Origin of the sequence: Catenulispora pinisilvae (assembly GCF_015356865.1) — a bacterium.
Lineage (GTDB): Bacteria > Actinomycetota > Actinomycetes > Streptomycetales > Catenulisporaceae > Catenulispora > Catenulispora pinisilvae.
Genome location: NZ_JAAFZA010000056.1, coordinates 18,885 through 43,333 on the forward strand (window position 1 = coordinate 18,885; position 24,449 = coordinate 43,333).

Here is a 24,449-nt window from a genome sequence, read left to right on the forward strand (position 1 = left end):
GGAGCCGCGCTTCACTGCCCGGCTTGCTACGAGCCGCGCTTCACCGCTTCGCTCAGCCGCGCCGCGGCCTCCACCACCGACTGCGCGTGCAGCCGTCCGGGCTGGCGCGTGAGCCGCTCGATCGGACCGGATACCGACACCCCGGCGATGACGCGGTTGTTGGGACCGCGGACCGGGGCCGAGACCGAGGCCACGCCCTGCTCGCGTTCGGCCACCGACTGGGCCCAGCCGCGGCGGCGGACGCCGGCCAGTGTGGTGGCGGTGAACCGGGCGCCCTGCAGACCGCGGTGCAGCCGGTCCGGCTCCTCCCACGCCAGCAGGATCTGCGCCGCGGAGCCGGCGGTCATCGGCAGCGCCGAGCCGATCGGCACGGTGTCGCGCAGTCCTGACATGCGCTCGGCGGCGGCCACACAGACCCTCAGGTCGCCCTGGCGCCGGTAGAGCTGCGCCGATTCCCCGGTGTGGTCGCGCAGCGCGGCCAGCACCGGCCCCGCGGCGGCCAGCAGCCGGTCCTCGCCGGCCGCCGAGGCCAGTTCCTGCAACCGCGGCCCGAGGATGAAGCGGCCCTGCATGTCCCGGGATACGAGACGGTGATGCTCAAGGGCCACGGCCAGCCGGTGGGCCGTCGGGCGCGCCAAACCCGTGGCCGTGACCAGGCCCGCCAAGGTGGTCGGGCCTGCTTCCAGGGCGCTCAATACGACGGCGGCCTTGTCCAGGACGCCGACTCCGCTAGAGTTGTCCATAGACCGAATTCTGCCGTCTCAGATCCCGAGACGCAAGGCGTGCGCCGCGAATGATCCAAACCGTTGTGGGCGCGCCGGCCGCGAGATCGGCGACAACAGATGTGACCAAGTGGGAAGACAGGAGCGATGATGCCCCACACCCTGGCTGAAAAGGTGTGGGCGGACCATGTGGTCCGCTCGGCCGACGGCGAGCCCGACCTGCTCTACATCGACCTGCACCTGCTGCACGAGGTGACCTCGCCCCAGGCCTTCGACGGGCTCCGCAACGCCGGCCGGCCGCTGCGCCGCCCCGACCTCACCATCGCCACCGAGGACCACAACACCCCGACGCTGGAGATCGACAAGCCGATCGCCGACCCGGTGTCCCGGCTGCAGATCGAGACGCTGCGCAAGAACTGTGCCGACTTCGGCGTGCGGATCCACTCCCTGGGCGATGCTCAGCAGGGCATCGTGCACGTGGTCGGCCCGCAGCTGGGCCTGACCCAGCCCGGCATGACCGTGGTGTGCGGCGACTCGCACACCTCCACCCACGGCGCCTTCGGCGCGCTGGCGTTCGGCATCGGCACCAGCGAGGTCGAGCACGTGCTGGCCACCCAGACGCTGCCGCTCAAGCCGTTCAAGACGATGGCCGTCACGGTCACCGGCGAGCTGGCCGAGGGGGTCACCGCCAAGGACGTCGTCCTCGCCGTCATCGCGCAGATCGGCACCGGCGGCGGGCAGGGCTACGTCATCGAGTACCGCGGCGCGGCCGTCGAGAAGCTGTCGATGGAGGGCCGGATGACGGTCTGCAACATGTCCATCGAGGCCGGCGCCCGGGCCGGGATGATCGCGCCGGACGAGACGACGTTCGCGTACCTCAAGGGCCGCGCGCACGCGCCGGCCGGCGCCGACTGGGACGCCGCGGTCGCGTACTGGAAGACGCTGCACACCGACGACGGCGCGAAGTTCGACGCCGAGGTGGTCATCGACGGCGACGCCCTGACCCCGTACGTCACCTGGGGCACCAACCCCGGCCAGGGCCTGCCGCTGTCGGCGTCGGTCCCGGACCCGGAGACGGACTTCGACGCCGAGGTGGACAAGACCGCCGCCCGCAAGGCCTTGGAATACATGGGCCTGCGCGCCGGCACCCCGCTGCGCGAGATCAAGGTGGACACCGTCTTCCTCGGCTCGTGCACCAACGGCCGGCTGGAGGACCTGCGCGCCGCCGCCGCCGTCATCAAGGGCCGCAAGGTCGCCGACGGCGTCCGGATGCTCGTGGTGCCGGGCTCGGCGCGGGTGCGGCTGGAGGCCGAGGCCGAAGGCCTGCACGAGGTGTTCACCGCCGCCGGCGCCGAGTGGCGGTTCGCCGGCTGCTCGATGTGCCTGGGCATGAACCCCGACCAGCTGGCCCCCGGCGAGCGCTCGGCGTCCACGTCCAACCGCAACTTCGAGGGCCGGCAGGGCAAGGGCGGCCGCACGCACCTGGTGTCGCCGCTGGTGGCCGCCGCGACGGCGGTCACCGGGACGCTGTCGTCCCCGTCGGATCTGGCCGCCTGAGCCCACACAGAGCAGGAGCGAGGACAGTCATGGAGAAGTTCAAGACGCACACCGGGCGCGCGCTGCCGTTGCGCCGCTCCAACGTCGACACCGACCAGATCATCCCGGCGGTGTACCTCAAGCGCATCACCCGCACCGGATTCGAGGACGGGCTGTTCGCCGCCTGGCGCGCCGATCCGGATTTCATCCTGAACTCCGAGGATTATCAGGGTGTGTCGGTACTGGTCGCCGGACCCGACTTCGGGACCGGCTCCTCCCGCGAGCACGCCGTGTGGGCGCTGAAGGACTACGGCTTCAAGGTGGTGCTCTCGGCGCGGTTCGCCGACATCTTCCGGGGCAACTCGGCCAAGGACGGGCTGCTGACCGCGGTGCTGAAGCAGGAGGACATCGAGCTCCTGTGGAAGCTGGTCGAGGAGAATCCGGAGCTGGAGGTGACGGTGGATCTGGAGGCCCGCGAGGTGCGGGTCGAGGGGCACGTCTTCACCTTCGAGGTGGACGAGTACACCCGCTGGCGGCTGCTGGAGGGGCTGGACGACATCAGCCTGACGCTGCGGCACGGCGAGGACATCGACGGTTTCGAGGACAAGCGTCCGGGATTCAAGCCGAAGACGCTGCCGGCCGCGGCCTGAGCCGCGCGAGCGCCGTCCCCTAACGGCGGTACTTGATCAGTTTCTTCTTGGGCGGGGCCGAGGGGCACTATGGGTGAATGTCATCCGACGTGCCCCTACGGCCCCGCCCTTCGCGTTACGCGGCCTTCGCCGCGCGCCTGAAGGACGTCCACAAAGCGCTCGGGGATCCGCGGATCCCAGCGCAGCGGCGCGCTGAGCTCACCAAACGAGTGCTTGCCATCACCGCTTTGTCGCGCCATGACGTGACGGTCGCGGCAGACCGTTTGGAAGCGTTTTTCACCGAACTCGCAGTGCTCGCTCCGGGGGCCGTTTCTTCCCCCGAAGGCACCCCTTCTGGGAAAAACACTGCGACACAAGGGTGATTTAACCCCTAGGTATTTGATTCACCCTCTGGTGCCACCATACGGTGCGATTGGTTCTGATACGGAGCAAGCATGCGACGTACGGCCGAAATCAGACGCTAGACGTACCAACAGCCCCAAGGGTAGGTAGACATGAACAAGGCCCAGCTGATCGAGGCCGTCGCCGACAAGCTCGATGCGTCCAAGAAGGACGCCGGGGACGCTGTCGACGCGGTTCTGGACGCGATCATCGCCTCGGTGGCGTCGGGGACCAAGGTCTCCATCACCGGCTTCGGCTCCTTCGAGAAGGTCAAGCGTCCGGCCCGCACCGCGCGCAACCCGCGCACCGGCGAGTCGGTGAAGGTCAAGGCCTCCTCCGCGCCGAAGTTCAAGGCCGGCCAGGGCTTCAAGGACATGGTCAACGGCGACAAGAAGGCCCCCGCCGCCGCGAAGGCCGCCAAGAAGACCACCGCCAAGGCGACCGCGAAGAAGGCGGCGCCGGCCAAGAAGACCGCTGCCAAGGCCACCGCGGCCAAGGCGGCTCCGGCCAAGAAGGCGGCGGCGAAGAAGACCGCCGTCAAGGCGACCGCGAAGAAGGTGGCACCGGCCAAGAAGGCTCCGGCCCGCAAGGCCGCGCCGGCGAAGAAGGCCGCCGCCAAGAAGGCGACCGTGGTGAAGGCGGCGGCGAAGAAGGCCGCCACCGCCAAGAAGGCGCCGGCCAAGAAGGCCACCCCGGCCAAGAAGGCGGCGGCCCGACCGGTCGCGAAGAAGGTCGCCAAGGCTCCGGCGAAGAAGGCGGCGCCGGCCAAGCGCACCACCGCCAAGAAGGCGCCGGCGAAGAAGACCGCCAAGCGGTAGTTCTTCTCCGGCGCCGGACATAGCGTTCCGGCAGATTGATACGCGGCGGTGCCCTGGTCTGGGCGCCGCCTCGTTTCTTTTGGGGGCGAAGAGCGGGTCAGGCCAGCGTCTTGACCAGCCACAGCATGTCGATGACAGCCGCCACGCCGCCCACGGCGAGGAAGCCGACCGCCGCGTAACGCGATCGGGCTTCCACCGACGCCCGGATCTCGTCAGGGTCTTTCAGCCGACCGTAGACCTTCGCGGTCAGTCGGGCGTTCTTGGAGACGATCCCGAAGACGTTGCGCTGGATCGCCAGGCCGGCCGCCACCAGCACCAACGCTGCGGCAAGTGCGATAAGCGCGGCGGCTGTGTCGGTCATGGAGGCCCCCTGGCTCGGCCCTAATCCGGCAGCGGCATTGTCACCAGCGTCAGCGCCACAACGCGCCCGTCATCCACGCTCATCTTCACCCGCTGGCCGATGCGCAGCAGCCGCAGTCCGCCGGCGTCGAAGGCCGGGCCGTCGAAGGCGACCTCGGTGCCGTCGTCCAACAGGACGGTGCCGGCGCGGGTCGTGGGGTCGAAAACCCTTGCGGTGCCTTGGGCCTCTTTGCGCGTCACGCACTGTTTATACACCCGAGCACACTCGCTCCCGTGCGCTCCAGACCTCGGCCGTGCGCGGGCCGACGCCCAGCAGCAGGGCGTCGGCGAGGTCCGTCGCGGTGTCCACGTCGCGGCGTAGCGAGGTGATCTGTATCCCCTGGCCAAAGCGGGTACCGGGCAGTTCCAGGGCGCCGCTGGCGGCGTGGGCCGCGCGGGAGGGTCCGCCGAAGCGCGGGTCCAATTCCACGCCGGGCGGGGCGAAGAGCATCGTGGTGCCGATGTCGTGGGCGTCGGCGACGAAAGAGCGAACGCCTTCGGCAATATGTGCCAAGGCGATATCCAACTCGGCGGCGCGTAATGCCGGGAGATCTGCGGTGCAGGCGGCGATGCCGATATCGGTTCCGAACTTTCTTCGGGCCGCCGCCGCTCCGAACATGAATGCGGCGTTCAATCCGGCATCCGGGGCGTCCGGGACGATCGTCGCGCCGATTTCGCCGAGGACTTCGGCGGCTTGCGGATCGTCGGTGACCACCAGGACATCGGCGACCGCGGAGGCGGAGAACGCGGCGTTCACCGTGTCCGTGGCGAAAGCCAGGGCGAGGCGTTCGCGCAGGGCCGGCGGTACGCCGGGACCGGCCAGCCGGGTCTTGGCGAGCCCCAGGCGTTTCACCGGCACCACCAGACACCAGTCTGTGTTTCCCGTGGTACGGCCCGTGTCGCCGGCGCCGGGCTCGGAGAGGTCTGACCGGGGCATGACTTGATCCTGTCACGTCGAGAGGACGACCGGCGTACTTGTTCGGACGCCCCGCACTCGGGGACACTTGGGGGATGCCCTCCAGCACCCCCTACCGGCCGCCCAGGAAGCTGGGTCCGGCCTTTCGGTTCATCGTCGTCGTGATGATCCCGTTGCTGCGCGTGCTGATGAAGCGGGACTGGCGCGGCGGCGAGCACATCCCGGAGACCGGCGGTGTGGTGATCGCGGCCAACCACATTTCGCACGTGGACGCGCTGGCCTTCGGCCACTACGTCTACGGCAACGGCCGGATCCCGCGGTTCCTGGCCAAGTCCGGGGTGTTCAAGAACAAGTTCGTGGGCAGCGTGCTGCGTGCGGCCAAGCAGATCCCGGTCTACCGGGACAGCGCGGACGCGGCCAACGCGCTGCGCGACGCCATCGCCGCGGTGAACGAGGGCCAGGCGGTCGCGATGTATCCGGAGGGAACCATCTCCCGCGACCCCGGGCTGTGGCCGATGGCGGCCAAGAGCGGCGCGGCGCGCATCGCGCTGGCTACCGGCTGCCCGGTGGTCCCGGTGGCACAGTGGGGGGCGCAGGAGATCCTGGCCTACCACGAGAGGAAGCCGCACCTGCTGCCGCGCAAGCGGATGATCATGCTGGCCGGCCCGCCGGTGGACCTGGACGACCTGCGCGGTCGGCCGCAGACCGCGGAGACGGTGCGGGAGGCGACGGAGCGCATCATGGACGCCATCACCGAGTTGCTGGCGAACGTGCGCGGCCAGGAGCCGCCGGCGGTGCGGTATCTGCCGGCGATCGAGAACGACAACGGCGAAGCCGACCAAGGGGCCGCGGGCGCGGCCGTCAGGTGGGACGCCGACGGAGAGAGCGGAAAGCAGGTCGAGAGCGCATGAGGCGTTGCGCCGTCTTCGGTACCGGTTCGTGGGGCACGGCGATGAGCATCGTGCTGGCCGACGCCGGCAACGAGGTCGTGATGGTCGGGCGCCGCGAGGCGCAGATCGCCGCGATCAACGCCGACCACGAGAACGCCGACTACACCCCGGGCGTCCGGCTGCCCGATTCGGTGCGGGCCACCACCGCCGCCGCCGAGGCGCTGGCCGGCGCCGAGTTCGCGTACCTCACGGTCCCGGCGCAGACGCTGCGCGCGAACCTGACGGCCTGGAAGGACCTGGTCGGTCCGGAGACGGTCCTGGTGTCGCTGATGAAGGGGCTGGAGGTCGGCACCGCCAAGCGGATGACGGAGGTGATCCGCGAAGTGACCGGCTTCGGCCGGGAACGCGTCGCGGTTCTGTCCGGCCCGAATCTCTCCCTGGAGATCGCCCGCCGCCAGCCCGCCGCCTCGGTGGTGGCCAGCCGGGACGAGGACGTGGCGCTGCGCCTTCAGGCCGAGACGAACGGTCCCTACTTCCGCACCTACACCGCCAGCGACGTGACCGGCGTGGAACTCGGCGGCGTGGTGAAGAACGTCATCGGGCTCGCGGTCGGCATCGCCGACGGCATGGGCTTCGGCGACAACACCAAGGCCACCCTCATCACCCGCGGCCTGGCCGAGACGGCACGGCTCGGCGCGGCCCTGGGCGCGGATCCGTACACGTTCTCCGGCCTGGCCGGACTCGGCGACCTGGTGGCCACGTGCGCTTCGCCGCTGTCGCGCAACCGCAGCTTCGGCGTGCATCTGGGGCGCGGCCTGACGTTGGAACAGGCACAGGCGGAAGTGAAGCAGACCGCTGAGGGTGTGAAGTCCTGCGAGGCGGTGTTGGAACTGGCGGATCGGCACGGCGTGGAGATGCCGATCGCCGAGACCGTGGTGGCGATCGTGCATGACGGCCGGGCGCCGGCCGAAATGCTCAAGGAACTGATGACGCGGCCGTTGAAGGCGGAGCGGCACGGGCACTAGTGCAGCGCCGCGTCGATCTTTCGGGGGTTGGGTGGGGGGTTTTGGTCACCGGCTTGAGGTGAGTCGGGTGCGGAGGCCGGCGGTCGCGTGCGGGGCTTAAAGGCGTTGTGAAAAAACCGCCAGATTTTGGCCGCTGACTTGCGCTGTCGGGCGGCGGTGAGCAGGTCCGGCCGCCAAAATCTGGCCGTTTTTTAACAACATGTGTGCTTGCGTTAGTCAGGGTCCCGCACCGCACGAAGCCCGCGGCCGGGTACGCCGTCACCTCAGCCGGTCCCCGCCTTGCGCCGTAGGGTTGTGAACCTCGCCCTGGGGGCGACCGGCAGCCGGCGACGTGGCCGGCTTGACGCCCGGGCTGTCCGTTCTCGGAAGCGGACCACACATGTTGTGACAAAACGGCCTGATTTTGTCCGCCCTGCCGGGCGACCGCCGCGGGTCTCGGTGAGCCGGCGGACGAAATCTGGCGGTTTTTTCACAACGCTTTTAAGCCCCGTACGCGACCGCCGGGCTCCGTACCCGACTCGCCTCAGGCCGGTGACCAAAGCCCCGTACGCGACCGCCGGGCTCCGTATCCGACTCGCCTCAGGTCGGTGACCAAAGCCCCGTACGCGACCGCCGGGCTCCGTACCCGACTCGCCTCAAGCCGGTGACCAAAGCCCCGTACGCGACCGCCGGGCTCCGTACCCGACTCGCCTCAAGCCGGTGACCAAAGCCTCGCACGCGACCGCCGGGCTCCGTATCCGACTCGCCTCAGGCCGGTGACCAAAACCCCCCACCCAACCCCCGAAAGATCGACGCGGCGCTGCACTAGGGTCCTCTGGGCTTCCCGCGTCCTCTGTGCTTCCCGCGCTCTCCGGCCGAGTCCGTTCGGCCCACCGCGTGACCGTCGGCCCCATCAACCCGGCGGCCGCGAACCCCGCGCCCAGAATCACCCACCCCGGCCCGCCGAGCCCGAGCACCAACGCGGTCAGCAATGCCGGTCCGACCGCGCTCGCGGCGTCCAGGCCGAGCAACGTGAGTCCTTGGTATTGCCCTTGGGCGTGCGCCGGGGCCAGCTCGAAGCTCAACGAGAATCCGGCCGCCGTCACCCACACCCCGGCCGCGCACACCACCGCCGAGCCGCCGAGCAACACGACCGTCTCGGCCCAGCGCGGCCCGGATCCGCTGCCCGCCAACACCGCACACCCCACCGCGATCGCCAATCCCGCGATCCGCAACGCCCGGCCGCCTTGCTCGGCCGTCTCCATCCGGCGGCCGACCGGCTGCATCAGCAGCACCCCGACCAGGAAGTTCAGCCCGAAGACCGCGGCGGCGAAGCCGTGCGGGATGTGCGTGCGCGAGGCGATCCACAGCGGGATCAGCAGCGTCACCACCACCGCTTGCAGGTTTATCAGACCATTGAGAATGGCGAAGGCCGCGTAGGGCCGGTCCGTCAGCGCCGCGAATCGCCGGGTTCCCGGCGGCCGGGGCAGCGGCGCGAAGTCCGGCACCCGCAACAGCAGGAGCGCGCAGACCACATAGGAGACCGCGTTCACCAGGATGACTGTGAGGTACGCCCCGCGTGTGCCGATCTGGATCGCGACTGCGGCGAGCAGCGTTCCGGCCACCACCGCGACGCACGCGTTCGTCCGCAGCTTCGCGCGGAACAGCGCCGGCCGCTCACCGCCGACCCGGCCTATCAACGCCCCGCGCGCCGCGTTGTTCGCCGCGTCCGCGACGTAGTCGAAGGCCGCCACCACCGTGAAGGCCCACCACGAGTGGACGACCACGAACAGCGCCATCGTCACGGTCTGCACGGCGAGCGTCACCAGCTGGACGGTGCGCGGCCCGACCCGGTCGGCGAGCGTCCCGGCCGGCACCGAACCGAGCAGAGCGGCCAGCCCGGCGATGCTCAACCCGGTCCCGACCTGGCGCGCCGGGATACCCACGATCACCGTGAAATACAGCGCCGACGTCGCCAGGAACATGCCGGTCCCGACCCGGTTCACGAAGCTCGACCACACCAGCGCGCGTTGAGGTCCGGGGTCCGGCAGTTCCGGCAGCCAGCGGCGTATTCGGCCGCCCGCCGCGCCCCCACCCTGCATGATCATGCTTCGGACCCTACAAGGACTTAGGTATGGTCGGACCATGAGCGATCAGAAGCGGATCCGGGTGGCTGTCGTCTTCGGCGGGCGGTCCAGCGAGCACGCCATCTCCTGCGTCACCGCCGGTTCGATACTGGACGCCGTACGCAGCAGTCCCGACGCGGACCGCTACGAGTTTCTGCCGATCGGGATCGCCTCGGACGGCCGCTGGGTGTTGGCCGAGCTGCCCGAGCAGGGCGGTCTGCGGCTGTCCATCGAGGACGGGCGGCTGCCCGCGATCGGCCTGCCGGCCTCGGCCGAGCGCGCGAACCTGGTCACCATGGCCGGCGACCCGACCGCCCGCGAGCTGACCGTGCACGAGCCCGGGGCGGTGCCCAAGTCGCTCGGTGAGGTGGACGTCGTGCTGCCGCTGCTGCACGGCCCCTACGGCGAGGACGGCACCTTGCAGGGCCTGCTGGAGCTCGCGGGCATCCCCTACGTCGGCTCCGGCGTGCTGGCCTCGGCGGTCTCCATGGACAAGGAGTTCATGAAGCGGCTGCTGGCCCAGGCCGGGTTCGAGATCGGCGCCTATGAGGTGGTGCGGCCTCGGGACTGGGCCACCGAGGAGGGCCGGTCCGGGGTGCGGCTGGCCGTGGAAGAGCTCGGATACCCGGTGTTCGTCAAGCCGGCCCGGGGCGGCTCGTCGATGGGCGTCACCCGGGTCGACCGGCAGGAGGACCTGGACCAGGCGATCGAGATCGCCCGCCGGCACGACCCGAAGGTGCTGGTGGAGGCGGCGATCCCGGGCCGCGAGATCGAGTGCGGGGTGCTGGCGGGCCTGGAGCCGTTGGACCGGCCCGAGGCCTCGATGCCGGCCGAGTTGCGGGTCACCGGCCCGCACACGTTCTACGACTTCGAGGCCAAGTACCTCGACGGCAGCACCGAGGTCGACATCCCGGCCCGGCTGAGCGCCGAGGAGATCGAGGACATCCGCGAGCAGACCATCGGCGTCTTCGAGACGCTGGGCGCCGAGGGCCTGGCCCGGGTCGACTTCTTCTACCAGGAGTCGGTCGACGGCGGCCCCGGCCGGTTCATCGTCAACGAGATCAACACCATGCCGGGCTTCACGCCGACGTCGATGTTCCCGCAGATGTGGCTGGCGGCCGGGATGACCTACGCGGAGCTGATCGGGCGGCTGGTCGACACCGCGATGCGGCGGCCCACCGGGCTGCGCTGACCCACTCGCGGTGCGGTGGACTCCAGGTCACTGCACCTGGTCGTTGGCGAAGTGTCCGGCCCGGTCCGGGACGGTCTTCACGATCAGCGGGGCCAGGTCCACCAACGCGTTGGAGGCGTTCTGCTTCTGGGTCTGGCCGTCGTAGGGCACGGTGACCTCGACGTACACCGCGCGGTCGGTGGTGGTGTAGGTGACGTGGTCGCCGTGGTCCTCGATCAGCCAGTTGACCTGCGCGGTGTCGTCGCCCATGTTCGCGTACTGGTTGCTCAGCGGGGTGTAGTCCGGGCCGCCGACCACGATCGCGGCCGGCTCGGCGACCCCGCACCGCAGGACGGTCGTGGGCGAGCCCCAGACCGCGGCCCGCTGTTTCACATGGTCGTCCGCGCCGACCACTCCGCGCCGGTGGTCGCCCTCCAGTTCCGACGGCAGGACCTTGACGAGGTTCGCGCAGGCGGACAACACGGCCGGATCGGAATCGGGCGGCAGATCGACGCCGACCGCGCCGGTGTGCCCGACGTGGTAGCCCCACACCGCGCCCACGCATGCCAAAACCGCGGCTGTTCCTACAGCCGCGGCCGGTATCCACCTTTTCACGTCTCCCGAGGTCGCTCCCACGGAAGACCGGTCTACCACATCACTCGAAATGCACGATGGGGCAGGTCAGTGTGCGGGTGATGCCCTCGATGACCTGGATCTTGGCGATCACCAGCCGGCCGAGCTCGTCCATGGTCCCGGCCTCGGCGCGGACGATGACGTCGTAGGGCCCGGTCACGTCTTCGGCGGTGGTGATGCCGCTCTCGAGTTCGGCGATCGCCTGCGCCACGGCGCCCGCCTTCCCCACCTCGGTCTGGACCAGGATGTACGCTTGAACCACGTGTCCTCCTACTGTCGGAAACGCCACCGTACCCTGCGGTTCCCTCATTCCGGGAGTCCATGCCCGTTGGGCGGACCGCCACGGTTCACCCGATCGAGTACCACGGTGTGTCGCCGGGTTACCGTTCTGGCGTGGAGACCATCGACGATGTCGGCGAGTTCGGGCTGATCGCCCGCGTCCAGGCCCGCCTGCCGCTGACCAGCCCCGACACCCCGGTCCCGGCCGGCGACGACGCCGCGCTGCTCAACGCCCCGGACGGCCGGCTGGCGGTCAGCACCGACCTGCTGCTGGAGGGCAACCACTTCCGCCGGGACTGGTCCAGTCCCCGTGACATCGGCCACAAGGCCGCGGCGCAGAACTTCAGCGACATCGTCGCGATGGGCGGCGTCCCCACCTCGCTGCTGCTGTCGATGGTGCTGCCCGGCGATCTGCCGGTGGCCTGGGTCGAGGAGTTCGCCGAGGGGGTGGCCGGGGAGTGCGCCGGGCTCGGGGCCATCGTGGCCGGCGGCGATATGGTGCGGGGCGAGCTGATCACGATCTCGGTGACGGTGCTCGGGACGCTGGAGGGCCGGGCCCCGGTGCTGCGGTCGGGGGCTCGGCCGGGAGACACCGTGGCGGTGGCCGGACGGCTGGGGTGGTCGGCGGCCGGGCTGGAATTGCTGCTGTCCGGCGAGGAAACCGGCGTTGAGGCGGGTGATGGCGCGGAGCAAGCGAGTGGTGGCGTGGCCGAAGCGGGGCCGGGGTCCGCGGGCCCGGCGGCTGTGCCGGCTGGAGCGGGGTCTGCGGGCTCGACCCTGGCGCGGCCTGAAGCGGGATCCGCGGGGTCGGTGGCCCCGCAGCCTGCTGATTACCTGAGCGCGCACCGCCGCCCGAGCCCGCCGTACGCGGCCGGTCCGCAGGCCGCCCGCGCCGGCGCCACCGCGATGCTCGATGTGAGCGACGGCCTGCTGGCCGACCTGATGCACCTGGCCGTGGCCAGCGGCGTCGCGGTCGATGTCGACAGCGCCCTGGCGGTCACCACCCCCGGCCCGCGCCTCGACCTGGTTCTGACCGGGGGCGAGGATCACGCGCTGGTCGCGACCTTCGCCTCCGGCGCCGAACTGCCCGAGGGCTGGCGTCCGATCGGCAGAGTCCATGAGGGCTCTGCGGCGGTGACCGTCGACGGCAAGGCGTGGGACGGCGCGGTGGGCTGGAGCCACTTCGGCCATTCGGAGTAGTGCCCGCGCCTGGCCTCCCGCCTGGCTCCTGCCTGGCTCCCGGATCAGGCACCGCGCCGCGTCAGCCCGGTCAGCACCAGCGTGACCAGCGCCCCGACGGCCATCGCGATCCCGGCGGCGTGCATCCCGGACAGCGTGCCCAAGATCGCGACGCCGAGCGCGCTGCCGGTCTGCCGGGCGGCGTTCAGCGCGCCCTGGCCGGTCGCGGCGAGCGCGCGCGGGGTGGCCACGGCCATGTCCGCGGTGATCGACGGGATGGTCATCGTGGTCGCCAGCGCCATCAGCACCTGGGCCAGGATCACCACCGCCAGCGAGGTGTGCGCGCCGACCGTGGACAGGACCGCGCCGACCGCGATGTTCGCCACCATCGCGACCATCACCATCGGCCGGGCGCCGAACCGGTGCGCCAGCCTGCTGGTCAGCAACGGCAGGAAGCACATCGGGACCATCATGGGCAGGAACGCGACGCCGGTCATGGCCGCGCTCAGATGCCGGGTCTGCTCCAGCCACAGTGTGACCGAGTACAACAGGCCGTAGAAGATGTAGTTCGCGGAGACCGCGGTCACCAGGTTGTTGCGGACCCGGCCCAGGCGCAGCAGATCCGGCGGCAGCACCGGGGTCTCGGCCCGGCGCTCGACGAACGCCACCGCGACGGCGGCCAGTACCGCGAGCCCCAGCGCGGCCAGCGGCGCCGGGCTGCCCCAGCCCTCGGTGCCGGCGTCGACCAGGCCGTAGGTCAGGGCGCTGAGCGCGACGGTGAACAGGACCAGGCCGGGGACGTCGAACTTCTTGCGGTGCTCGGAACGGTGCGAGGACAGGCCGCGGACCAGGAACCAGGAGGCGAGCGCCAGCGGCGGGTTCACGACGAACACCAGCCGCCAGCCGCCGGCCGCGACCAGCGCGCCGCCGAGCACCGGCCCGACGGCCAGCCCGATCCCGGACAGCGCGGCCCACGCGCCGATCGCCTTCGTCCGCTCCTTGGCGTCGGGGTAGAGCCCGGCCAGCAGCGCGAGCGAGGCCGGGACCATGCCGGCCGCGGCGGCGCCGAGCAGCGCCCGGCCGGCGATCAGGCCGGCGGCGTTCGGGGCCAGCGCGCACAGCAGGGACATCAGCCCGAACAGGGCGACCGCGCTCTGATACACCTTGCGCGCGCCGAACCGGTCGGCGATCGCGCCGGAGGCCAGCATCAGGCCGGCGAACACGACGGTGTAGGCGTCCACGGTCCAGGGCAGCGCCGCGGCCGAGGAGTGCAGGTGCGCCTTCACATCGGGGAGGGCGACGTTGAGGATCGTCGCGTCGAGCAGGACCATGAAGTTGCCGGCCACGATGCCGGCGAACGCGGCTTTGGCCCGGGGGTTCGCCGGTGTCGGGTCGGGACGCGGGGTAGGGCCGGTGACGGTGTCTCCGGTGTTCTTCGGCGCGGCTTCGTCGATCAGTGCCATGGCTTGAGGATCGGGCCGGCCCCGCTCCGGCCGACAGGCCGTCTTTCCGATCGCCCCATCGGAGACTCCGATGGCGGGAAGGGACGGGCCTGCGCGAGGATCAGGGCATGATCCGAAGCATATTGCTCCTGAAGTTCACCCCCGAGGCGACCGACGCGCAGATCGAGGCGTTCGGCGCGGCCCTGGCGGCGGTGCCGTTCCAGCGGCGCCGGCACTTCGAGTTCCACCGCGACGTCCGGCTGACGGACGACGCGATGGACGCCGCGGTGATCGCCGACTTCGACGACGAGGAGGCCTACCGGGCCTGGGTCGCGGACCCCGGCCACCACCAGGTGCGGTCCACGTACCTGGACCCGATCCGCGCGCAGCGGGACCGGATCCTGTTCCGCATCTGACTGACGGCCGACCGGCGATCGCCGACCGCGCGCCGACTACCGACCGCGCGCCGACGGCCGGACCGAACCCCGGCCGGCTCAGTCGGCCAGCCAGCTGCCCAGCACCGGGTTGAACTCGTTGATCCGGACCCGGGCGACCAGATCGGCCTCGGCGAAGGGGTCGTGCTCCAGCAGCTTCTTCAGCGCCGCCTCGTCCTCGGCTTCGAAGACCAGCAGCGCCCCGGTGTTGTTCACCCACGGCCCCGACACCAGCAGTTCCCCGCGGTCCTGGGCCTCGCGCAGGAAGGCGCGGTGGGCCGGGCGGACCTCGTCCCGCTTGGCGGTGTCCGCGGTGTAGACGTATTCGACGGCGAAGCGAGCCACCATGTCTCCTTGGGAATGGAAGTTTCAGTCCAGCGACGGCGTTCTGTACAAAGGCTCCGGAGGGGCCGGCGCGCGGCCCCGGGGTCCGCACGCACCGTACCCTGCGAACCGCCCCTATCGGAGAAGCCGATGGCAGGATGGTGGCATGGACACCCGACAGTTGCGCGCGTTCCTCGCGGTGGTCGAGACCGGCGGCATCTCCGCGGCCGCCGACCAGCTCGGCTACGCGCAGAGCAGCGTCAGCGACCAGCTGCGCACCCTGGAGCGCGACCTCGGCACCCCGGTGCTGAACCGCACAAGCATCGGCACCGTCCCGACCGAGGCCGGGCAGCGCCTGCTGCCGTACGCCCGCCGGATGCTGGACCTGGACGGCGAGCTGCGCCGTACCGTCTCCGGCCGCCGCCCGCTGCTGCGCATCGGCGCGCTCCAATCGCTGGCCGACGAGTGGCTGCCCGAGGTCCTGACCGCCTTCGACCACGGCGCCGCCGGCCCGGAGACCGCGGACGTCACGGTCACCGTCACCAGCCGCACCCGCCTGATGGAGGAGCTGCTGGAGGGACGCCTGGACGCGGTCTTCACGCTGGACAGCGGCCCCGCCTACGACGGCCCGACCGCGGTGGTCGGCACGGACCACGTGGTGCTGGTCACGGCCCCGTCGCACCCGCTGGCCAGTGTCCACCCGCTGACGCTGGACGACGTTCGGCGCACGGAGTTCATGGTGACCGAGATCGGCTGCATCTACCGGCAGCTCTTCGACGAATGCGGCCGCGACCTGGGCCCGTCGCTGAAGATCGCGATGATCACCGGCTCGCTGAACGCCCTGCGCCGACTGACGGTGAACGGCCGGGGAGCGGCGCTGCTGCCGCGCTTCTCGGTGCAGGCGGAGCTGGAGTCGGGGGACCTGGTGATGCTGGATCTGAAGGAGGGGCTGGCGCCGCTGACGATCGAGGCGCGGTGGCGGGACGAGATCGGGCCGGGCGCGGCGCCGCTGCGGGCGTTGGTGGAGCTGACGCAGAAGTTCAGCCCGGCGGCTTGGGCGATGGCGTGAGCGCATCAAGCCGGTAGTGCCTCGGTAGCCGGGCCAGTGCCAGTGCTGGTGCTGGTGCTGGTGCTGGCCACCATTTCCAAGCGATGGTGCAAGCGCATCAACTCGGTAGTGCCTTGGTGGCGGGTGTCCGTGCCGGCCCTGGCCACCACTTCCATTGGCCCCGCCCGCTTGGGTCCGGCAGGCTGGCGATCATGACCGATGTGGTGATCCGCGATGGTGTCGTGGGTGGTGTCGCGGGCGATGGCGCCGACGCCGCGCAGCGTCTTTTCGCCGAGCTAGTGGCCGGGGGCGCGGCGCTCGGTTGGGTGGATCGGCCTTCGAGGGCTGAGATCGGCGCCTTGATGGACAAGGTGACTGCGGCGGCGCGCGCCGGGGATGGGGCGCTGCGGCTGGCCTACTCTGGCGATCGGTTGGTGGGCCTCGGCTATTGGCTGCGCTATGAGCGGCCCACACATCGCCCTCATGCCGATCTGGAGAAGCTCGCCGTCGCTTCCGAGGCGCAGGGCATGGGGGTGGGCCGCCTGCTCGTCACCGCTCTGGTGGACAGTGCCCGCGAGGCCGGCATCGAGGTGCTGACCCTGGACGCCCGCGGCGACAACGAGAACGCGCTCCATCTCTACCGCACGCTCGGCTTCCGCGAATACGGCCGCCTCCCGGACTTCGTCGCGGTGGGAGATCGCCGTTACGACAAGGTCTTCTACATGCTCGACTTCCGCGCCTGACCGCTCTCGCTTCCTGTGCCGCCGGCCACGGCTCGTATGCTGATCACCATGTCCGCAGCCACCGCCCCGTCCCGCGTCCTCACCATCGCCGGAAGCGACTCCGGGGGCGGAGCGGGTATCCAGGCCGACCTGAAGACCATGCTGGCGCACGGCGTGCACGGGATGTCCGTGCTGACCGCCGTCACCGCGCAGAACTCGGTCGGGGTGCAGGACTTCTGGGCGCTGCCGATCGAGGCGGTGGAGCGCCAGTTCCGCTCGGTCGTGGACGACATCGGCGTGGACGCGATCAAGACCGGCATGCTCGCCTCATCCGAGCTCACCTCGACGGTGGCCCGGCTGATCGGCACCCTTGACCCGGCGGCCCCGGTCCCGGTGGTGGTCGACCCGGTCAGCGTCTCGAAGCACGGCGACGCGCTCCTGGCCCCCGAGGCGCTCGACGCGCTGCGCACCGAACTGCTGCCACGCGCCACCGTGGTCACGCCGAACCTGGACGAGGTGCGCCTGATCACCGGCCTTCAGGTCGAAGCAGAGAGCCAGATGGTCCAGGCCGCGCGGGCGCTCGCCGATCTCGGGCCGCGCTGGGTGCTGGTGAAGGGTGGGCACCTGAGCGACAGCCCGGAATCGGTGGACCTGCTGGTCGGCCCGGACGGCGCCGAGCACTGGTTCCGCGCGCCCCGCCACGACAACCGCCACACCCACGGCACCGGCTGCACGCTCGCCAGCGCCATCGCCTCGCGTCTGGCGATCGGTGATGACGTCCCGGCAGCGGTGCGCGCCGCCAAGGAGTACGTCACCGGCGGTATCGCGGCCGGCTTCCCGCTGGGCGCGGGCATCGGTCCGGTGGACCACGGCTGGCGCTGGCGGTAGCGGCGTACACGGACGATCTGGACACGGACGATCTGGACACGGACGATCTGGACACGGACGATCTGGACACGGACGATCTGGACACGGACGATCTGGACAAGGCCGGCTGGGACAAGCTGGTCCACCCACACTGAGCGAGAGCGTTTCGCCCCTTTCCTCCGCCGGCGCAATCCCAACGCAAGCGCGGCGATCTAGCTTGTAGCCGTCCGGAGGGACGGGAACTGCCTACTCATCCCTCCGGACGACCCCGGACGACCCCGGGTGACCTCAAGCAGTCCCGGTCTCAGACCGCTTCAGCCAGCGAGAGCCCGAACCTCCCCAGCTCGTCGGTCCACCACCGTCGCACCGCGAACCCCGCGGCGCCGAGCTCCCGCGCCACGCCCTCCCGGCGGAACTTCGCCGAGATCTCGGTCCGTAGCTCCTCGCCGCGCTCGAACGACACCCCCAGATCGAGCTCCTTCAGCCGGACCGACAAGTCCCGCCGGGCCCGCAGGCGCATCTCGATCCACTCCGCCTCCGGGTCCCACACCGCGACGTGGTCGAAGTCGTCCGGGTCGAAGTCGGCGTCGAGTTCGCGGTCGACGACGGCCAGCACGTTCTTGTTGAACAGCGCCGTCACGCCCGCCGCGTCGTCGTACGCCGCGACCAAGGTCCGCGGGTCCTTCACCAGATCGGTGCCGAGCAGCAGCCACTCGCCCGGCCGCAGCCCGGCGCGGACCCGGGACAGGAACACCGAGCGCTCCTCGGGCAGCAGGTTGCCGATCGTGCCGCCGAGGAACGCCACCAGGCGCGGGCCCGCCGAGCCCGGGATGGCCAGCCGCTCCTCGAAGTCGGTGATGACGGCGTGGATCGTCAGCTCCGGGTAGCGCTGTTGCAATTGCTCCCCGGACGCCAGCAGCGCCGCCTCGCTGACGTCGATCGGGTCGTAGCGGCGCAGGGTGCCGGCGTCCCGGAGGGCGTCCAGGAGCAGCGTCGTCTTGGCCGACGAGCCCGCCCCGAGTTCCGCCAGCGTCTCGGCGTGCGTCACCGTCGCTATCTCCGGTGCGCGGGCGGTCAGGATCTCCCGCTCGGCGCGCGTCGGGTAGTACTCCGGCAGCCGGGTGATCTCCTCGAAGAGCTCGCTGCCGCGCGCGTCGTAGAACCACTTGGGCGGCAGCCACTTCGGCTCCGCTGTCAGGCCTTTGAGAACATCGTCCCGCAGCGCCGCCGCGAAGAAGTCCGCCGGCAGGTGCCGCTCGATCTCTATGCCGCTCATCGTCCCTCCACAGTTTCCGGTCGGCCTTCCGTGCGCCAGGTATGGACCCCCTCGGTGACGTCGGCCCAGCCGGGCGCGTCGTCGTACGGCTCCGAGCCGACGGCCACGAAGCCGTCGTCGATCAGAGCACTGAGGGTGTCGCCGAAGACCGAGGCGACGATCGTCGTGTCATTCATCAGCAGCAGGTTCAGCCGGGCGTCGGCGACCGCGGCGACGTCGGCGACCACCGAGGCGACCGCCTCGGCCATCGCGGCGCCGGCGCGGACCCGGAGTTGAATCAGGGCCCAGACGAATGCCGAATCCGTCCGGGACTCCAGCGCCAGCAAGTCGGCCGCCGGCACGGTCTCGGCGAGCTTCGCCACCGAGCCGGGATAGCCGCCGATCGATCCGTTGTGGCTGAACAGCCAACCGGAGCCGAGGTACGGCGCCGCCGCCTCGGCGCCGGTGGCCGAGCCGGTCGTGGCGTCGCGCACCGCCGCCAGCACCGCGCCGCTGCGCGTCACCCGCGCGATATCAGGGAACGAAGGATCCGCCCAGATCGGACCGGCCTGCCGGTACCGCGCGGGCACCGGGTCCGGCTCGGCGAACCAGCCGACGCCGAAGCCGTCGGCGTTCACCACTCCGTGCGTCTGCCGTCGGGGTTCCCAGCTCTGCCGGTACAGGGAGTGCGGTGGGTCGATCAGCAACTCCCGCAACGACTTCCGCGGCCCGAGATAGGCCAGATGTCGGCACATCAGAGCACCCCGTCCCGTGCGGTCCGGAACCCGGAGAAGATCTGCCGCCGGATCGGGTAGTCCCAGTTCCGGAACGTGCCCCGGCAGGCCACCGGGTCGACGGCGAACGATCCGCCGCGCAGCACCTTGTAATCCGGGCCGAAGAAGACCTCTGAGTACTCCCGGTACGGCCACGCGACGAAGCCGGGATACGGCAGGAAGTCCGAGGACACCCACTCCCACACGTCGCCGATCAGCTGCCGCGCTCCGGAGGGCGCCTCACCCTCGGGATAGGAACCGGCCGCCGCGGGCTGGAGATGCGCCTGGCCGAGATTCGCGTGCTGGGGCAGGGGATCGTCGTCACCCCACGGATACCGGCGCGACCGGCCGCTGACCGGGTCGTGCCGAGCCGCCTTCTCCCACTCGGACTCGGTCGGCAGCCTTCGGCCCTTCCAGGCGGCGTAGGCCTCGGCTTCGTAATAGCTGACGTGGACGACCGGCTCCGCGGCCGGCACCGGCTCGACCACACCGAAGCGCCGGCGCAGCCACTGCTCTCCCTCACGGGTCCAATAAAGGGGTGCGAACAGACCGGCGTTCTGCCGGTGTTCCCAACCGGCCTGCGACCACCAGCGCGGTTCGTCGTAGCCGCCGTCGGCGATGAACTCCAGATACCCGCCGTTGGTCACCGGAGTCGTGTCGAGCCAGAACCCTGCGACGTCCACTTCGTGGGCGGGCCGTTCGTTGTCCAGGGCCCAGGCCTCGGCCGAGGTGCCCATGGTGAACGGGCCGCCGGGGACGAAGACCTCCGCCGGCAGCGCGAGCGCGTCGGCCGGCGGCGCGGGCGGCGCCGGGCGGTGCAGCACCGGCTCGCCGACCCGCAGCTGGTGGGTGATCAGCATCGTCTCGTCGTGCTGTTGCTCGTGCTGGGCGATCATGCCGAAGGCGAAGCCGCCCCGGCTGAGCTCTTCGTCGCCCCAGCGGGGTTGCTCCAGCAGGTCCATCACTCGGCCGCGGACCTCGTGGACGTAGCGCCGGGCCTGGTCCGGGGGGAGCAGCGGGAGGGTCGGGCGCTCGGCCCGCGGATGCTCGAACGCGTCGTACAGCGGATCGATCTCCGGGTGCATGGGCTCGCGGCCGCCGAGGTTGCGCAGCAGCCACAGCTCCTCCTGGTTGCCGATGTGCGCCAGGTCCCAGACCAGGGGCGACATCAGCGGGGAGTGCTGGCGGATCAGGTCGGGATCCTCGACCGGGCCGGTCAGGCCCTGGGTGCGGGTTCGGGCGCGCTCCAGGCTGCGGGCGATGCGCTCGGTCAGGCCGGCGGTGCCGGCTGCTGAACTCGTGTCGTCTATGGGCACTGTCATGGGAGGTCCTCCTCGGCGTAGCGCGCGACCTCGGCTATGAGCGACGGCGACGCCTCCATCCGCGCCAGGGCGGACAGGGCGGCGTCGAAGCAGGCCGCGGCGGCTTTCCGGATCGGGGTGAGTTCGAGGGCGGCCCGGGCGTCTTCGGTGGCCTGGGCATCGTGGAACAGGGCTGTGACGAGCGCTGTCGGTACTCGCCACAGATCGCCGGGCAGCGCGTCGAGCACCCGCAGCTCCAGGTGCCCGCGCGGCCGGACCGGCGGGAAGAGGGTGGTCAGGTGGTAGGCGAGGTCGTCCAGGGTCGGGGCGCGCAGCTCGGAGGGCTCCAGTGCGCCGGTCTTGATCCACTCGCGGAAGGTGAGCCCCGGCGGTGCGGTCCAGGGGACGCCGTCGGGCCGCTGGACGCACAACAGGTTCGCGTCCAGTGCGTACTGCGCGTACGCCAGGCGCGGGTCGGGGGAGTCCAGAGGTGGGGCGACGGTGCGCCCGGGGTCCAGCGCGGCCCACACCGCCGGCCGGTCGGTCCGGCAGAAGGCGAAGGTGAGGATCGGGGACAGGTCGTACGCCAGCCGCCAGCGGCGGCGGAAACCCTCCGGGCCGTCGTGCTCGGTGCCGGCGTCCACGTTCACCTGGATCGAGGCCGTGGAGCACATCATGACGCGGCCGGAGTCGTTGTCGCGATCGAAGTACCGCTCCATCGCGATGTAGCGGGGATGGTCGACGACGCGACTCGGGGGGTGGCCGTGCTCGCGGCCTGTGCCGACGAGCTCTAAGCCTGCCTCCGCAGCCGATCGCCGTAGGAGTTCCAGATCTCGGTCCGTGGTGGCGATCAGCTCGCGGACCGAGTCGGCGGGGGAGGAACTGAGTTCCCACTGGCCGCCGGGTTCCATCGTGAGGGAGCCGGACAACGGCGCGTCGGCCGCGTCTGCGAAGGCTCGCATGAGGCGTTCCCGCTCCGGCAGGTGCTCCGGATGGCGGGCGTCGCGGGGGAACCATTCCAGTTCCACACCGACCCGGTTCGGCGGGCCGGTCTTGAAACAGATGCCCGAGATGTAGTCCAGGGCACCTTCCACCGTGAGATGGGTCATGCACTCCATCGTGACATGCGGCACTGACACAAGTCGCGGGTCGGGCGGCTTACCGTTTGCCGAACACGAGGAACCGCAGGCCAACCCTGGTGGGGCTGACCTGCGGTTCGATAAGTCCTAAAGCGTGCGGGTTTTTACCACCGCTTTACGCTTCGCACACGCTCAGCGCGCGACCTTGCCCGCCTTGATGCAGGAGGTGCAGGCGTTGACGCGCTTCGGAGTCCCGTTCACGACCGCGCGGACGGTCTGGATGTTCGGGTTCCAGCGCCGCTTGGTGCGACGGTGCGAGTGCGAGATGCTGTGGCCGAAGCCCGGCCCCTTGCCGCACACTTCGCAGTTGGCAGCCACTTCGATTCACCTCTACCGAGTCGTTGACGCTGCCGGTGGGTTGAAAAGATCCTGCGGCTGCGTGCGTTGCGTGATCCCCGCCGTCGTCGGCGGGCAGGTACTGATAGCCAGGGGGCACTGCCCCTCCTGGCAACCTGGTCAGAGTACCCGACGCGCGGGCCGTGACGCCAATCCGGTGGGGATACCTCGTCCGTACTGCGCCGGGCGGTGCGTGCACCGGTTGCCACAGGCCGCAGCGGTACCCTGGCCGCCATGCCCCCCAGCGTCTCCGGATCCGCCGCGAACGCGGCCGTGCCGCCGCGCCCGGACGCGTCCCCCGTCGACGCCGGGGCGCTGCGGCGCTGGGCCGGTGCGGCCCTGACGGTCCTGGGCCGGCACCGCGAGGAGATCGACGCGCTCAACGTCTTCCCCATCGCCGACTCCGACACCGGCACCAACATGTACCTCACCTTCGAGGCCGCCTGCCGGGCCCTGGACGACCGGCTGGCCGCTCCGGGCCCGGCGCCCTCGGTCCCGGAGGCCCTGCACGCGCTCGCACACGGCGCGCTGCTCGGCGCCCGCGGGAACTCCGGGGTGATCCTCAGCCAGTTGCTGCGCGGCGCCGCAGCGGCCCGGTACACCGGTTCGGCGGTCGACGGCGGCGCGCTGGCCGCGGGCCTGGCCGCCGGGGCCGAGTCGGCCTTCGAGGCGGTGGCCCGGCCGGCGGCCGGGACGATCTTGTCGGTGGCGGAGGCCGCGGCACAGGCGGCTTCCGCGGCGGTGCTGGCGATCGGGGAACTGACCGGGCAGCGGACCGGGGCGCATTCCGGGCCGCGGGGTCTTTCGGGCTCGGCCGGCGCCGATACCGCTACCGAACTGGCAGCCGCGTCCGCGACCGGCGGCGCCGGGCCCGCCACCGCCGTTCCGGCGCCGCTCACCGCGAACCACTCCCTGGCCTACGTCGCCCAGGCCGCGGCGGCCGGGGCCCGCGAGGCGCTGGCCCGGACCCCCGACCAGCTCCAGGTCCTGCGCGACGCCGGGGTGGTCGACGCCGGCGGCCTGGGCCTGGTGGTCCTGCTCGACACCCTGGCCGCCTACACCGGCGGCCTGGACCCGCGCGGCGCCCTCCGGCAGCGCCGGCTGGCCTCGGCGCGCAGCGTCGGGTCGGCGCCCACCTCGGCCCGGGCCGAGCCCGAGTTCGAGGTCATCTACCTGCTGGAGGCCACCGACACCGCGGTCGCCGAGCTGCGGCGCGGGCTCGACGAGTTCTGCGAGCGCGGCGGCGGGGACAGCCTGGTGGTGGTCGGCGGCGACGGTCTGTGGCGGATCCACGTGCACGTCGACGACGCCGGCGTCCCGCTGGAGGCCGGGATCGCCGCCGGCCGGCCGCGGGACATCCAGATCACCCACTTGGCCTCACAGACCGCACCGCACCCGGAGCCGCCCACGGTCTCCGCCACCCCGAACCTGCGGCCCACCCGCGCGATCGTGGCCGTGGCGTACGGCGAGGGCATCGCCGGGCTGCTGGAGGCGGCCGGGGCGCACGTCCTGCGCACCGAGCCCGGCCGGCCGCCGAGCGCCGCCGACTTCGAGCGGGCCGTGGCCGCCACCCGCGCGGCCGAGGTGGTGCTGCTGCCGAACGACGCCGAGACCACCGCGGTCGCCGCCGCCGTGGCCGAGCGGCTGTCCGCCGGGCAGCCGGCGATGCGGGTCGCGGCCGTACCGGCCAAGGTGACCGTGCAGGGGATAGCGGCGCTGGCGGTGCACGAGCCGGCCCGGCGCTTCGACGCCGACGTGGTGGCCATGACCGCGGCCGCCGGGGCGACCCGCTACGGCGCCATCGAGGTGGCGGCCACCGAGGCCTGGACGATGGCCGGGGTGTGCCGGCCCGGGCAGGTGCTCGGGCACGTCGAGAACGACGTCGCGCTGATCGAGGACGGCCAGGTGGCCGCCGCCGAGGCCGTCCTGGAGCGCATGTTGTCGGCGGGCGGTGAGATGGTGACCTTGGTAGTCGGTGACACTACGGAGCCGGGCCTGCCCGAGGCGGTCACCGAGCGGATCCGGACGCGGCACCCGGTCGCGGACGTGGTGGTGTACGAGGGCGGGCAGACCGGCTACCCGCTGCTGATCGGCGTCGAGTGAT

General features: G+C 71.3%; 27 protein-coding genes. 13 read left to right on the forward strand and 14 right to left on the reverse strand.

The annotated features are described in order from the left end of the window. Nucleotides 1-26: 26 nt before the first annotated feature. Complete coding sequence (locus IZR01_RS17700; RefSeq protein ID WP_194897549.1) at nucleotides 27-743, reverse strand: IclR family transcriptional regulator; 717 nt, start codon at nucleotides 741-743, stop codon at nucleotides 27-29. Nucleotides 744-872: 129 nt separating this feature from the next. On the opposite strand from IZR01_RS17700, the gene leuC reads away from it, so the two are divergent. From leuC to IZR01_RS54280, 4 genes are all read left to right on the forward strand, one after another. After that, on the forward strand, nucleotides 873-2,279 hold the full coding sequence (leuC, locus tag IZR01_RS17705) for a 3-isopropylmalate dehydratase large subunit (protein ID WP_194897554.1): 1,407 nt from the start codon (nucleotides 873-875) through the stop codon (nucleotides 2,277-2,279). A gap of 29 nt (nucleotides 2,280-2,308) precedes the next feature. Continuing rightward, nucleotides 2,309-2,908, forward strand: coding sequence for a 3-isopropylmalate dehydratase small subunit (gene leuD / locus IZR01_RS17710; protein ID WP_194897548.1), 600 nt, complete (start codon nucleotides 2,309-2,311; stop codon nucleotides 2,906-2,908). Nucleotides 2,909-2,985: 77 nt separating this feature from the next. Further along, nucleotides 2,986-3,270 carry an SCO5555 family protein gene (locus tag IZR01_RS17715; protein ID WP_194924446.1) on the forward strand — a complete coding sequence of 95 codons (285 nt, stop codon included), beginning with the start codon at nucleotides 2,986-2,988 and terminating at the stop codon, nucleotides 3,268-3,270. A 132-nt stretch (nucleotides 3,271-3,402) separates the two neighbouring features. After that, the gene (locus tag IZR01_RS54280; protein WP_194897547.1) at nucleotides 3,403-4,107 is read left to right on the forward strand and encodes an HU family DNA-binding protein; all 705 of its coding nucleotides are present in this window, start codon (nucleotides 3,403-3,405) and stop codon (nucleotides 4,105-4,107) included. A 97-nt stretch (nucleotides 4,108-4,204) separates the two neighbouring features. Here the strand turns inward: IZR01_RS54280 and IZR01_RS17725 are convergent, their stop codons facing one another. From IZR01_RS17725 to cofC, 3 genes are read right to left on the reverse strand one after another with little or no spacing between them, the layout of a single operon-like run. Then, nucleotides 4,205-4,468, reverse strand: a complete 264-nt coding sequence (locus tag IZR01_RS17725; protein WP_194897546.1) for a hypothetical protein — start codon at nucleotides 4,466-4,468, stop codon at nucleotides 4,205-4,207. A 20-nt stretch (nucleotides 4,469-4,488) separates the two neighbouring features. After that, nucleotides 4,489-4,707 (reverse strand): hypothetical protein, encoded by a 219-nt coding sequence (locus tag IZR01_RS17730; RefSeq protein WP_228555530.1) that lies wholly within the window; start codon nucleotides 4,705-4,707, stop codon nucleotides 4,489-4,491. Between the two features lie 7 nt (nucleotides 4,708-4,714). Continuing rightward, on the reverse strand, nucleotides 4,715-5,443 hold the full coding sequence (gene cofC, locus IZR01_RS17735) for a 2-phospho-L-lactate guanylyltransferase (protein ID WP_194897544.1): 729 nt from the start codon (nucleotides 5,441-5,443) through the stop codon (nucleotides 4,715-4,717). Between the two features lie 74 nt (nucleotides 5,444-5,517). Between cofC and IZR01_RS17740 the strand changes: the two genes are divergently transcribed. Both IZR01_RS17740 and IZR01_RS17745 read left to right on the forward strand, forming a co-directional pair. Further along, on the forward strand, nucleotides 5,518-6,333 hold the full coding sequence (locus IZR01_RS17740; RefSeq protein ID WP_194897543.1) for a lysophospholipid acyltransferase family protein: 816 nt from the start codon (nucleotides 5,518-5,520) through the stop codon (nucleotides 6,331-6,333). Next, nucleotides 6,330-7,337, forward strand: a complete 1,008-nt coding sequence (locus IZR01_RS17745; protein ID WP_194897542.1) for an NAD(P)H-dependent glycerol-3-phosphate dehydrogenase — start codon at nucleotides 6,330-6,332, stop codon at nucleotides 7,335-7,337. The genes IZR01_RS17740 and IZR01_RS17745 overlap by 4 nt, the downstream gene beginning before the upstream one ends. Nucleotides 7,338-7,972: 635 nt before the next feature. Here the strand turns inward: IZR01_RS17745 and IZR01_RS17750 are convergent. Next, a complete protein-coding gene (locus tag IZR01_RS17750) occupies nucleotides 7,973-9,424 on the reverse strand; it encodes an MFS transporter (protein WP_228559679.1) in 1,452 nt (483 codons plus the stop codon). Nucleotides 9,425-9,461: 37 nt separating this feature from the next. On the opposite strand from IZR01_RS17750, the gene IZR01_RS17755 reads away from it, so the two are divergent. After that, nucleotides 9,462-10,634, forward strand: coding sequence for a D-alanine--D-alanine ligase family protein (locus tag IZR01_RS17755; RefSeq protein ID WP_194924447.1), 1,173 nt, complete (start codon nucleotides 9,462-9,464; stop codon nucleotides 10,632-10,634). Nucleotides 10,635-10,661: 27 nt separating this feature from the next. Here IZR01_RS17755 and IZR01_RS17760 read toward each other — a convergent pair whose 3' ends face one another. Together IZR01_RS17760 and IZR01_RS17765 are read right to left on the reverse strand one after the other, a co-directional pair. Further along, entirely contained in the window at nucleotides 10,662-11,174 is a 513-nt protein-coding gene (locus tag IZR01_RS17760; protein WP_194924448.1) for a DUF3515 family protein, read from the reverse strand. A gap of 94 nt (nucleotides 11,175-11,268) precedes the next feature. Next, complete coding sequence (locus IZR01_RS17765) at nucleotides 11,269-11,508, reverse strand: Lrp/AsnC family transcriptional regulator (RefSeq protein ID WP_194895942.1); 240 nt, start codon at nucleotides 11,506-11,508, stop codon at nucleotides 11,269-11,271. A gap of 131 nt (nucleotides 11,509-11,639) precedes the next feature. On the opposite strand from IZR01_RS17765, the gene IZR01_RS17770 reads away from it, so the two are divergent. Then, on the forward strand, nucleotides 11,640-12,725 hold the full coding sequence (locus IZR01_RS17770) for a thiamine-phosphate kinase (RefSeq protein WP_323746430.1): 1,086 nt from the start codon (nucleotides 11,640-11,642) through the stop codon (nucleotides 12,723-12,725). 44 nt (nucleotides 12,726-12,769) lie between these two features. Here the strand turns inward: IZR01_RS17770 and IZR01_RS17775 are convergent, their stop codons facing one another. Beyond that, the gene (locus tag IZR01_RS17775) at nucleotides 12,770-14,167 is read right to left on the reverse strand and encodes an MFS transporter (protein ID WP_194895940.1); all 1,398 of its coding nucleotides are present in this window, start codon (nucleotides 14,165-14,167) and stop codon (nucleotides 12,770-12,772) included. 107 nt (nucleotides 14,168-14,274) lie between these two features. Between IZR01_RS17775 and IZR01_RS17780 the strand changes: the two genes are divergently transcribed. Continuing rightward, nucleotides 14,275-14,562, forward strand: a complete 288-nt coding sequence (locus IZR01_RS17780) for a Dabb family protein (protein WP_194895939.1) — start codon at nucleotides 14,275-14,277, stop codon at nucleotides 14,560-14,562. Between the two features lie 78 nt (nucleotides 14,563-14,640). Here IZR01_RS17780 and IZR01_RS17785 read toward each other — a convergent pair whose 3' ends face one another. Continuing rightward, nucleotides 14,641-14,928: a YciI family protein gene (locus IZR01_RS17785; RefSeq protein WP_228555015.1), complete on the reverse strand. Its 288-nt coding sequence runs from the start codon at nucleotides 14,926-14,928 to the stop codon at nucleotides 14,641-14,643. A 142-nt stretch (nucleotides 14,929-15,070) separates the two neighbouring features. Here IZR01_RS17785 and IZR01_RS17790 point away from each other — a divergent pair, with 142 nt between their 5' ends. The 3 genes from IZR01_RS17790 (at nucleotide 15,071) to thiD (ending at nucleotide 17,562) form a co-directional block, all read left to right on the forward strand. Continuing rightward, nucleotides 15,071-15,973, forward strand: a complete 903-nt coding sequence (locus tag IZR01_RS17790; RefSeq protein ID WP_194895938.1) for a LysR family transcriptional regulator — start codon at nucleotides 15,071-15,073, stop codon at nucleotides 15,971-15,973. 191 nt (nucleotides 15,974-16,164) lie between these two features. Beyond that, nucleotides 16,165-16,695 (forward strand): GNAT family N-acetyltransferase, encoded by a 531-nt coding sequence (locus IZR01_RS17795; protein ID WP_194895937.1) that lies wholly within the window; start codon nucleotides 16,165-16,167, stop codon nucleotides 16,693-16,695. Between the two features lie 48 nt (nucleotides 16,696-16,743). Next, nucleotides 16,744-17,562 carry a bifunctional hydroxymethylpyrimidine kinase/phosphomethylpyrimidine kinase gene (gene thiD, locus IZR01_RS17800; protein WP_194895936.1) on the forward strand — a complete coding sequence of 273 codons (819 nt, stop codon included), beginning with the start codon at nucleotides 16,744-16,746 and terminating at the stop codon, nucleotides 17,560-17,562. A 283-nt stretch (nucleotides 17,563-17,845) separates the two neighbouring features. Here the strand turns inward: thiD and egtD are convergent, their stop codons facing one another. From egtD to rpmB, 5 genes are all read right to left on the reverse strand, one after another. Next, a complete protein-coding gene (gene egtD / locus IZR01_RS17805; protein ID WP_194895935.1) occupies nucleotides 17,846-18,817 on the reverse strand; it encodes an L-histidine N(alpha)-methyltransferase in 972 nt (323 codons plus the stop codon). Next, complete coding sequence (gene egtC / locus IZR01_RS17810; protein ID WP_194895934.1) at nucleotides 18,814-19,551, reverse strand: ergothioneine biosynthesis protein EgtC; 738 nt, start codon at nucleotides 19,549-19,551, stop codon at nucleotides 18,814-18,816. The genes egtD and egtC overlap by 4 nt, the downstream gene beginning before the upstream one ends. Further along, the gene (egtB, locus tag IZR01_RS17815) at nucleotides 19,551-20,891 is read right to left on the reverse strand and encodes an ergothioneine biosynthesis protein EgtB (protein ID WP_228555014.1); all 1,341 of its coding nucleotides are present in this window, start codon (nucleotides 20,889-20,891) and stop codon (nucleotides 19,551-19,553) included. Before egtB ends, egtC begins: the two co-directional genes overlap by 1 nt. Then, on the reverse strand, nucleotides 20,888-21,979 hold the full coding sequence (locus tag IZR01_RS17820) for a glutamate-cysteine ligase family protein (protein WP_228555013.1): 1,092 nt from the start codon (nucleotides 21,977-21,979) through the stop codon (nucleotides 20,888-20,890). Before IZR01_RS17820 ends, egtB begins: the two co-directional genes overlap by 4 nt. 162 nt (nucleotides 21,980-22,141) lie before the next feature. Next, a complete protein-coding gene (gene rpmB / locus IZR01_RS17825) occupies nucleotides 22,142-22,327 on the reverse strand; it encodes a 50S ribosomal protein L28 (protein ID WP_194895932.1) in 186 nt (61 codons plus the stop codon). A gap of 252 nt (nucleotides 22,328-22,579) precedes the next feature. Between rpmB and IZR01_RS17830 the strand changes: the two genes are divergently transcribed. Continuing rightward, a complete protein-coding gene (locus IZR01_RS17830; RefSeq protein WP_194895931.1) occupies nucleotides 22,580-24,448 on the forward strand; it encodes a DAK2 domain-containing protein in 1,869 nt (622 codons plus the stop codon). The last annotated feature ends 1 nt before the right edge of the window (nucleotide 24,449 follow it).

What these genes read in the sequence shown, in the direction of transcription:
- IZR01_RS17700 (WP_194897549.1), bottom strand. Translation starts at nt 743, where the DNA reads ATGGACAACTCTAGCGGAGTCGGCGTCCTGGACAAGGCCGCCGTCGTA.
- leuC (WP_194897554.1), top strand. Translation starts at nt 873, where the DNA reads ATGCCCCACACCCTGGCTGAAAAGGTGTGGGCGGACCATGTGGTCCGC.
- leuD (WP_194897548.1), top strand. Translation starts at nt 2,309, where the DNA reads ATGGAGAAGTTCAAGACGCACACCGGGCGCGCGCTGCCGTTGCGCCGC.
- IZR01_RS17715 (WP_194924446.1), top strand. Translation starts at nt 2,986, where the DNA reads ATGTCATCCGACGTGCCCCTACGGCCCCGCCCTTCGCGTTACGCGGCC.
- IZR01_RS54280 (WP_194897547.1), top strand. Translation starts at nt 3,403, where the DNA reads ATGAACAAGGCCCAGCTGATCGAGGCCGTCGCCGACAAGCTCGATGCG.
- IZR01_RS17725 (WP_194897546.1), bottom strand. Translation starts at nt 4,468, where the DNA reads ATGACCGACACAGCCGCCGCGCTTATCGCACTTGCCGCAGCGTTGGTG.
- cofC (WP_194897544.1), bottom strand. Translation starts at nt 5,443, where the DNA reads ATGCCCCGGTCAGACCTCTCCGAGCCCGGCGCCGGCGACACGGGCCGT.
- IZR01_RS17740 (WP_194897543.1), top strand. Translation starts at nt 5,518, where the DNA reads ATGCCCTCCAGCACCCCCTACCGGCCGCCCAGGAAGCTGGGTCCGGCC.
- IZR01_RS17745 (WP_194897542.1), top strand. Translation starts at nt 6,330, where the DNA reads ATGAGGCGTTGCGCCGTCTTCGGTACCGGTTCGTGGGGCACGGCGATG.
- IZR01_RS17750 (WP_228559679.1), bottom strand. Translation starts at nt 9,424, where the DNA reads ATGATCATGCAGGGTGGGGGCGCGGCGGGCGGCCGAATACGCCGCTGG.
- IZR01_RS17755 (WP_194924447.1), top strand. Translation starts at nt 9,462, where the DNA reads ATGAGCGATCAGAAGCGGATCCGGGTGGCTGTCGTCTTCGGCGGGCGG.
- IZR01_RS17775 (WP_194895940.1), bottom strand. Translation starts at nt 14,167, where the DNA reads ATGGCACTGATCGACGAAGCCGCGCCGAAGAACACCGGAGACACCGTC.
- IZR01_RS17780 (WP_194895939.1), top strand. Translation starts at nt 14,275, where the DNA reads ATGATCCGAAGCATATTGCTCCTGAAGTTCACCCCCGAGGCGACCGAC.
- IZR01_RS17785 (WP_228555015.1), bottom strand. Translation starts at nt 14,928, where the DNA reads ATGGTGGCTCGCTTCGCCGTCGAATACGTCTACACCGCGGACACCGCC.
- IZR01_RS17790 (WP_194895938.1), top strand. Translation starts at nt 15,071, where the DNA reads ATGGACACCCGACAGTTGCGCGCGTTCCTCGCGGTGGTCGAGACCGGC.
- IZR01_RS17795 (WP_194895937.1), top strand. Translation starts at nt 16,165, where the DNA reads ATGACCGATGTGGTGATCCGCGATGGTGTCGTGGGTGGTGTCGCGGGC.
- thiD (WP_194895936.1), top strand. Translation starts at nt 16,744, where the DNA reads ATGTCCGCAGCCACCGCCCCGTCCCGCGTCCTCACCATCGCCGGAAGC.
- egtD (WP_194895935.1), bottom strand. Translation starts at nt 18,817, where the DNA reads ATGAGCGGCATAGAGATCGAGCGGCACCTGCCGGCGGACTTCTTCGCG.
- egtC (WP_194895934.1), bottom strand. Translation starts at nt 19,551, where the DNA reads ATGTGCCGACATCTGGCCTATCTCGGGCCGCGGAAGTCGTTGCGGGAG.
- egtB (WP_228555014.1), bottom strand. Translation starts at nt 20,891, where the DNA reads ATGACAGTGCCCATAGACGACACGAGTTCAGCAGCCGGCACCGCCGGC.
- IZR01_RS17820 (WP_228555013.1), bottom strand. Translation starts at nt 21,979, where the DNA reads ATGACCCATCTCACGGTGGAAGGTGCCCTGGACTACATCTCGGGCATC.
- IZR01_RS17830 (WP_194895931.1), top strand. Translation starts at nt 22,580, where the DNA reads ATGCCCCCCAGCGTCTCCGGATCCGCCGCGAACGCGGCCGTGCCGCCG.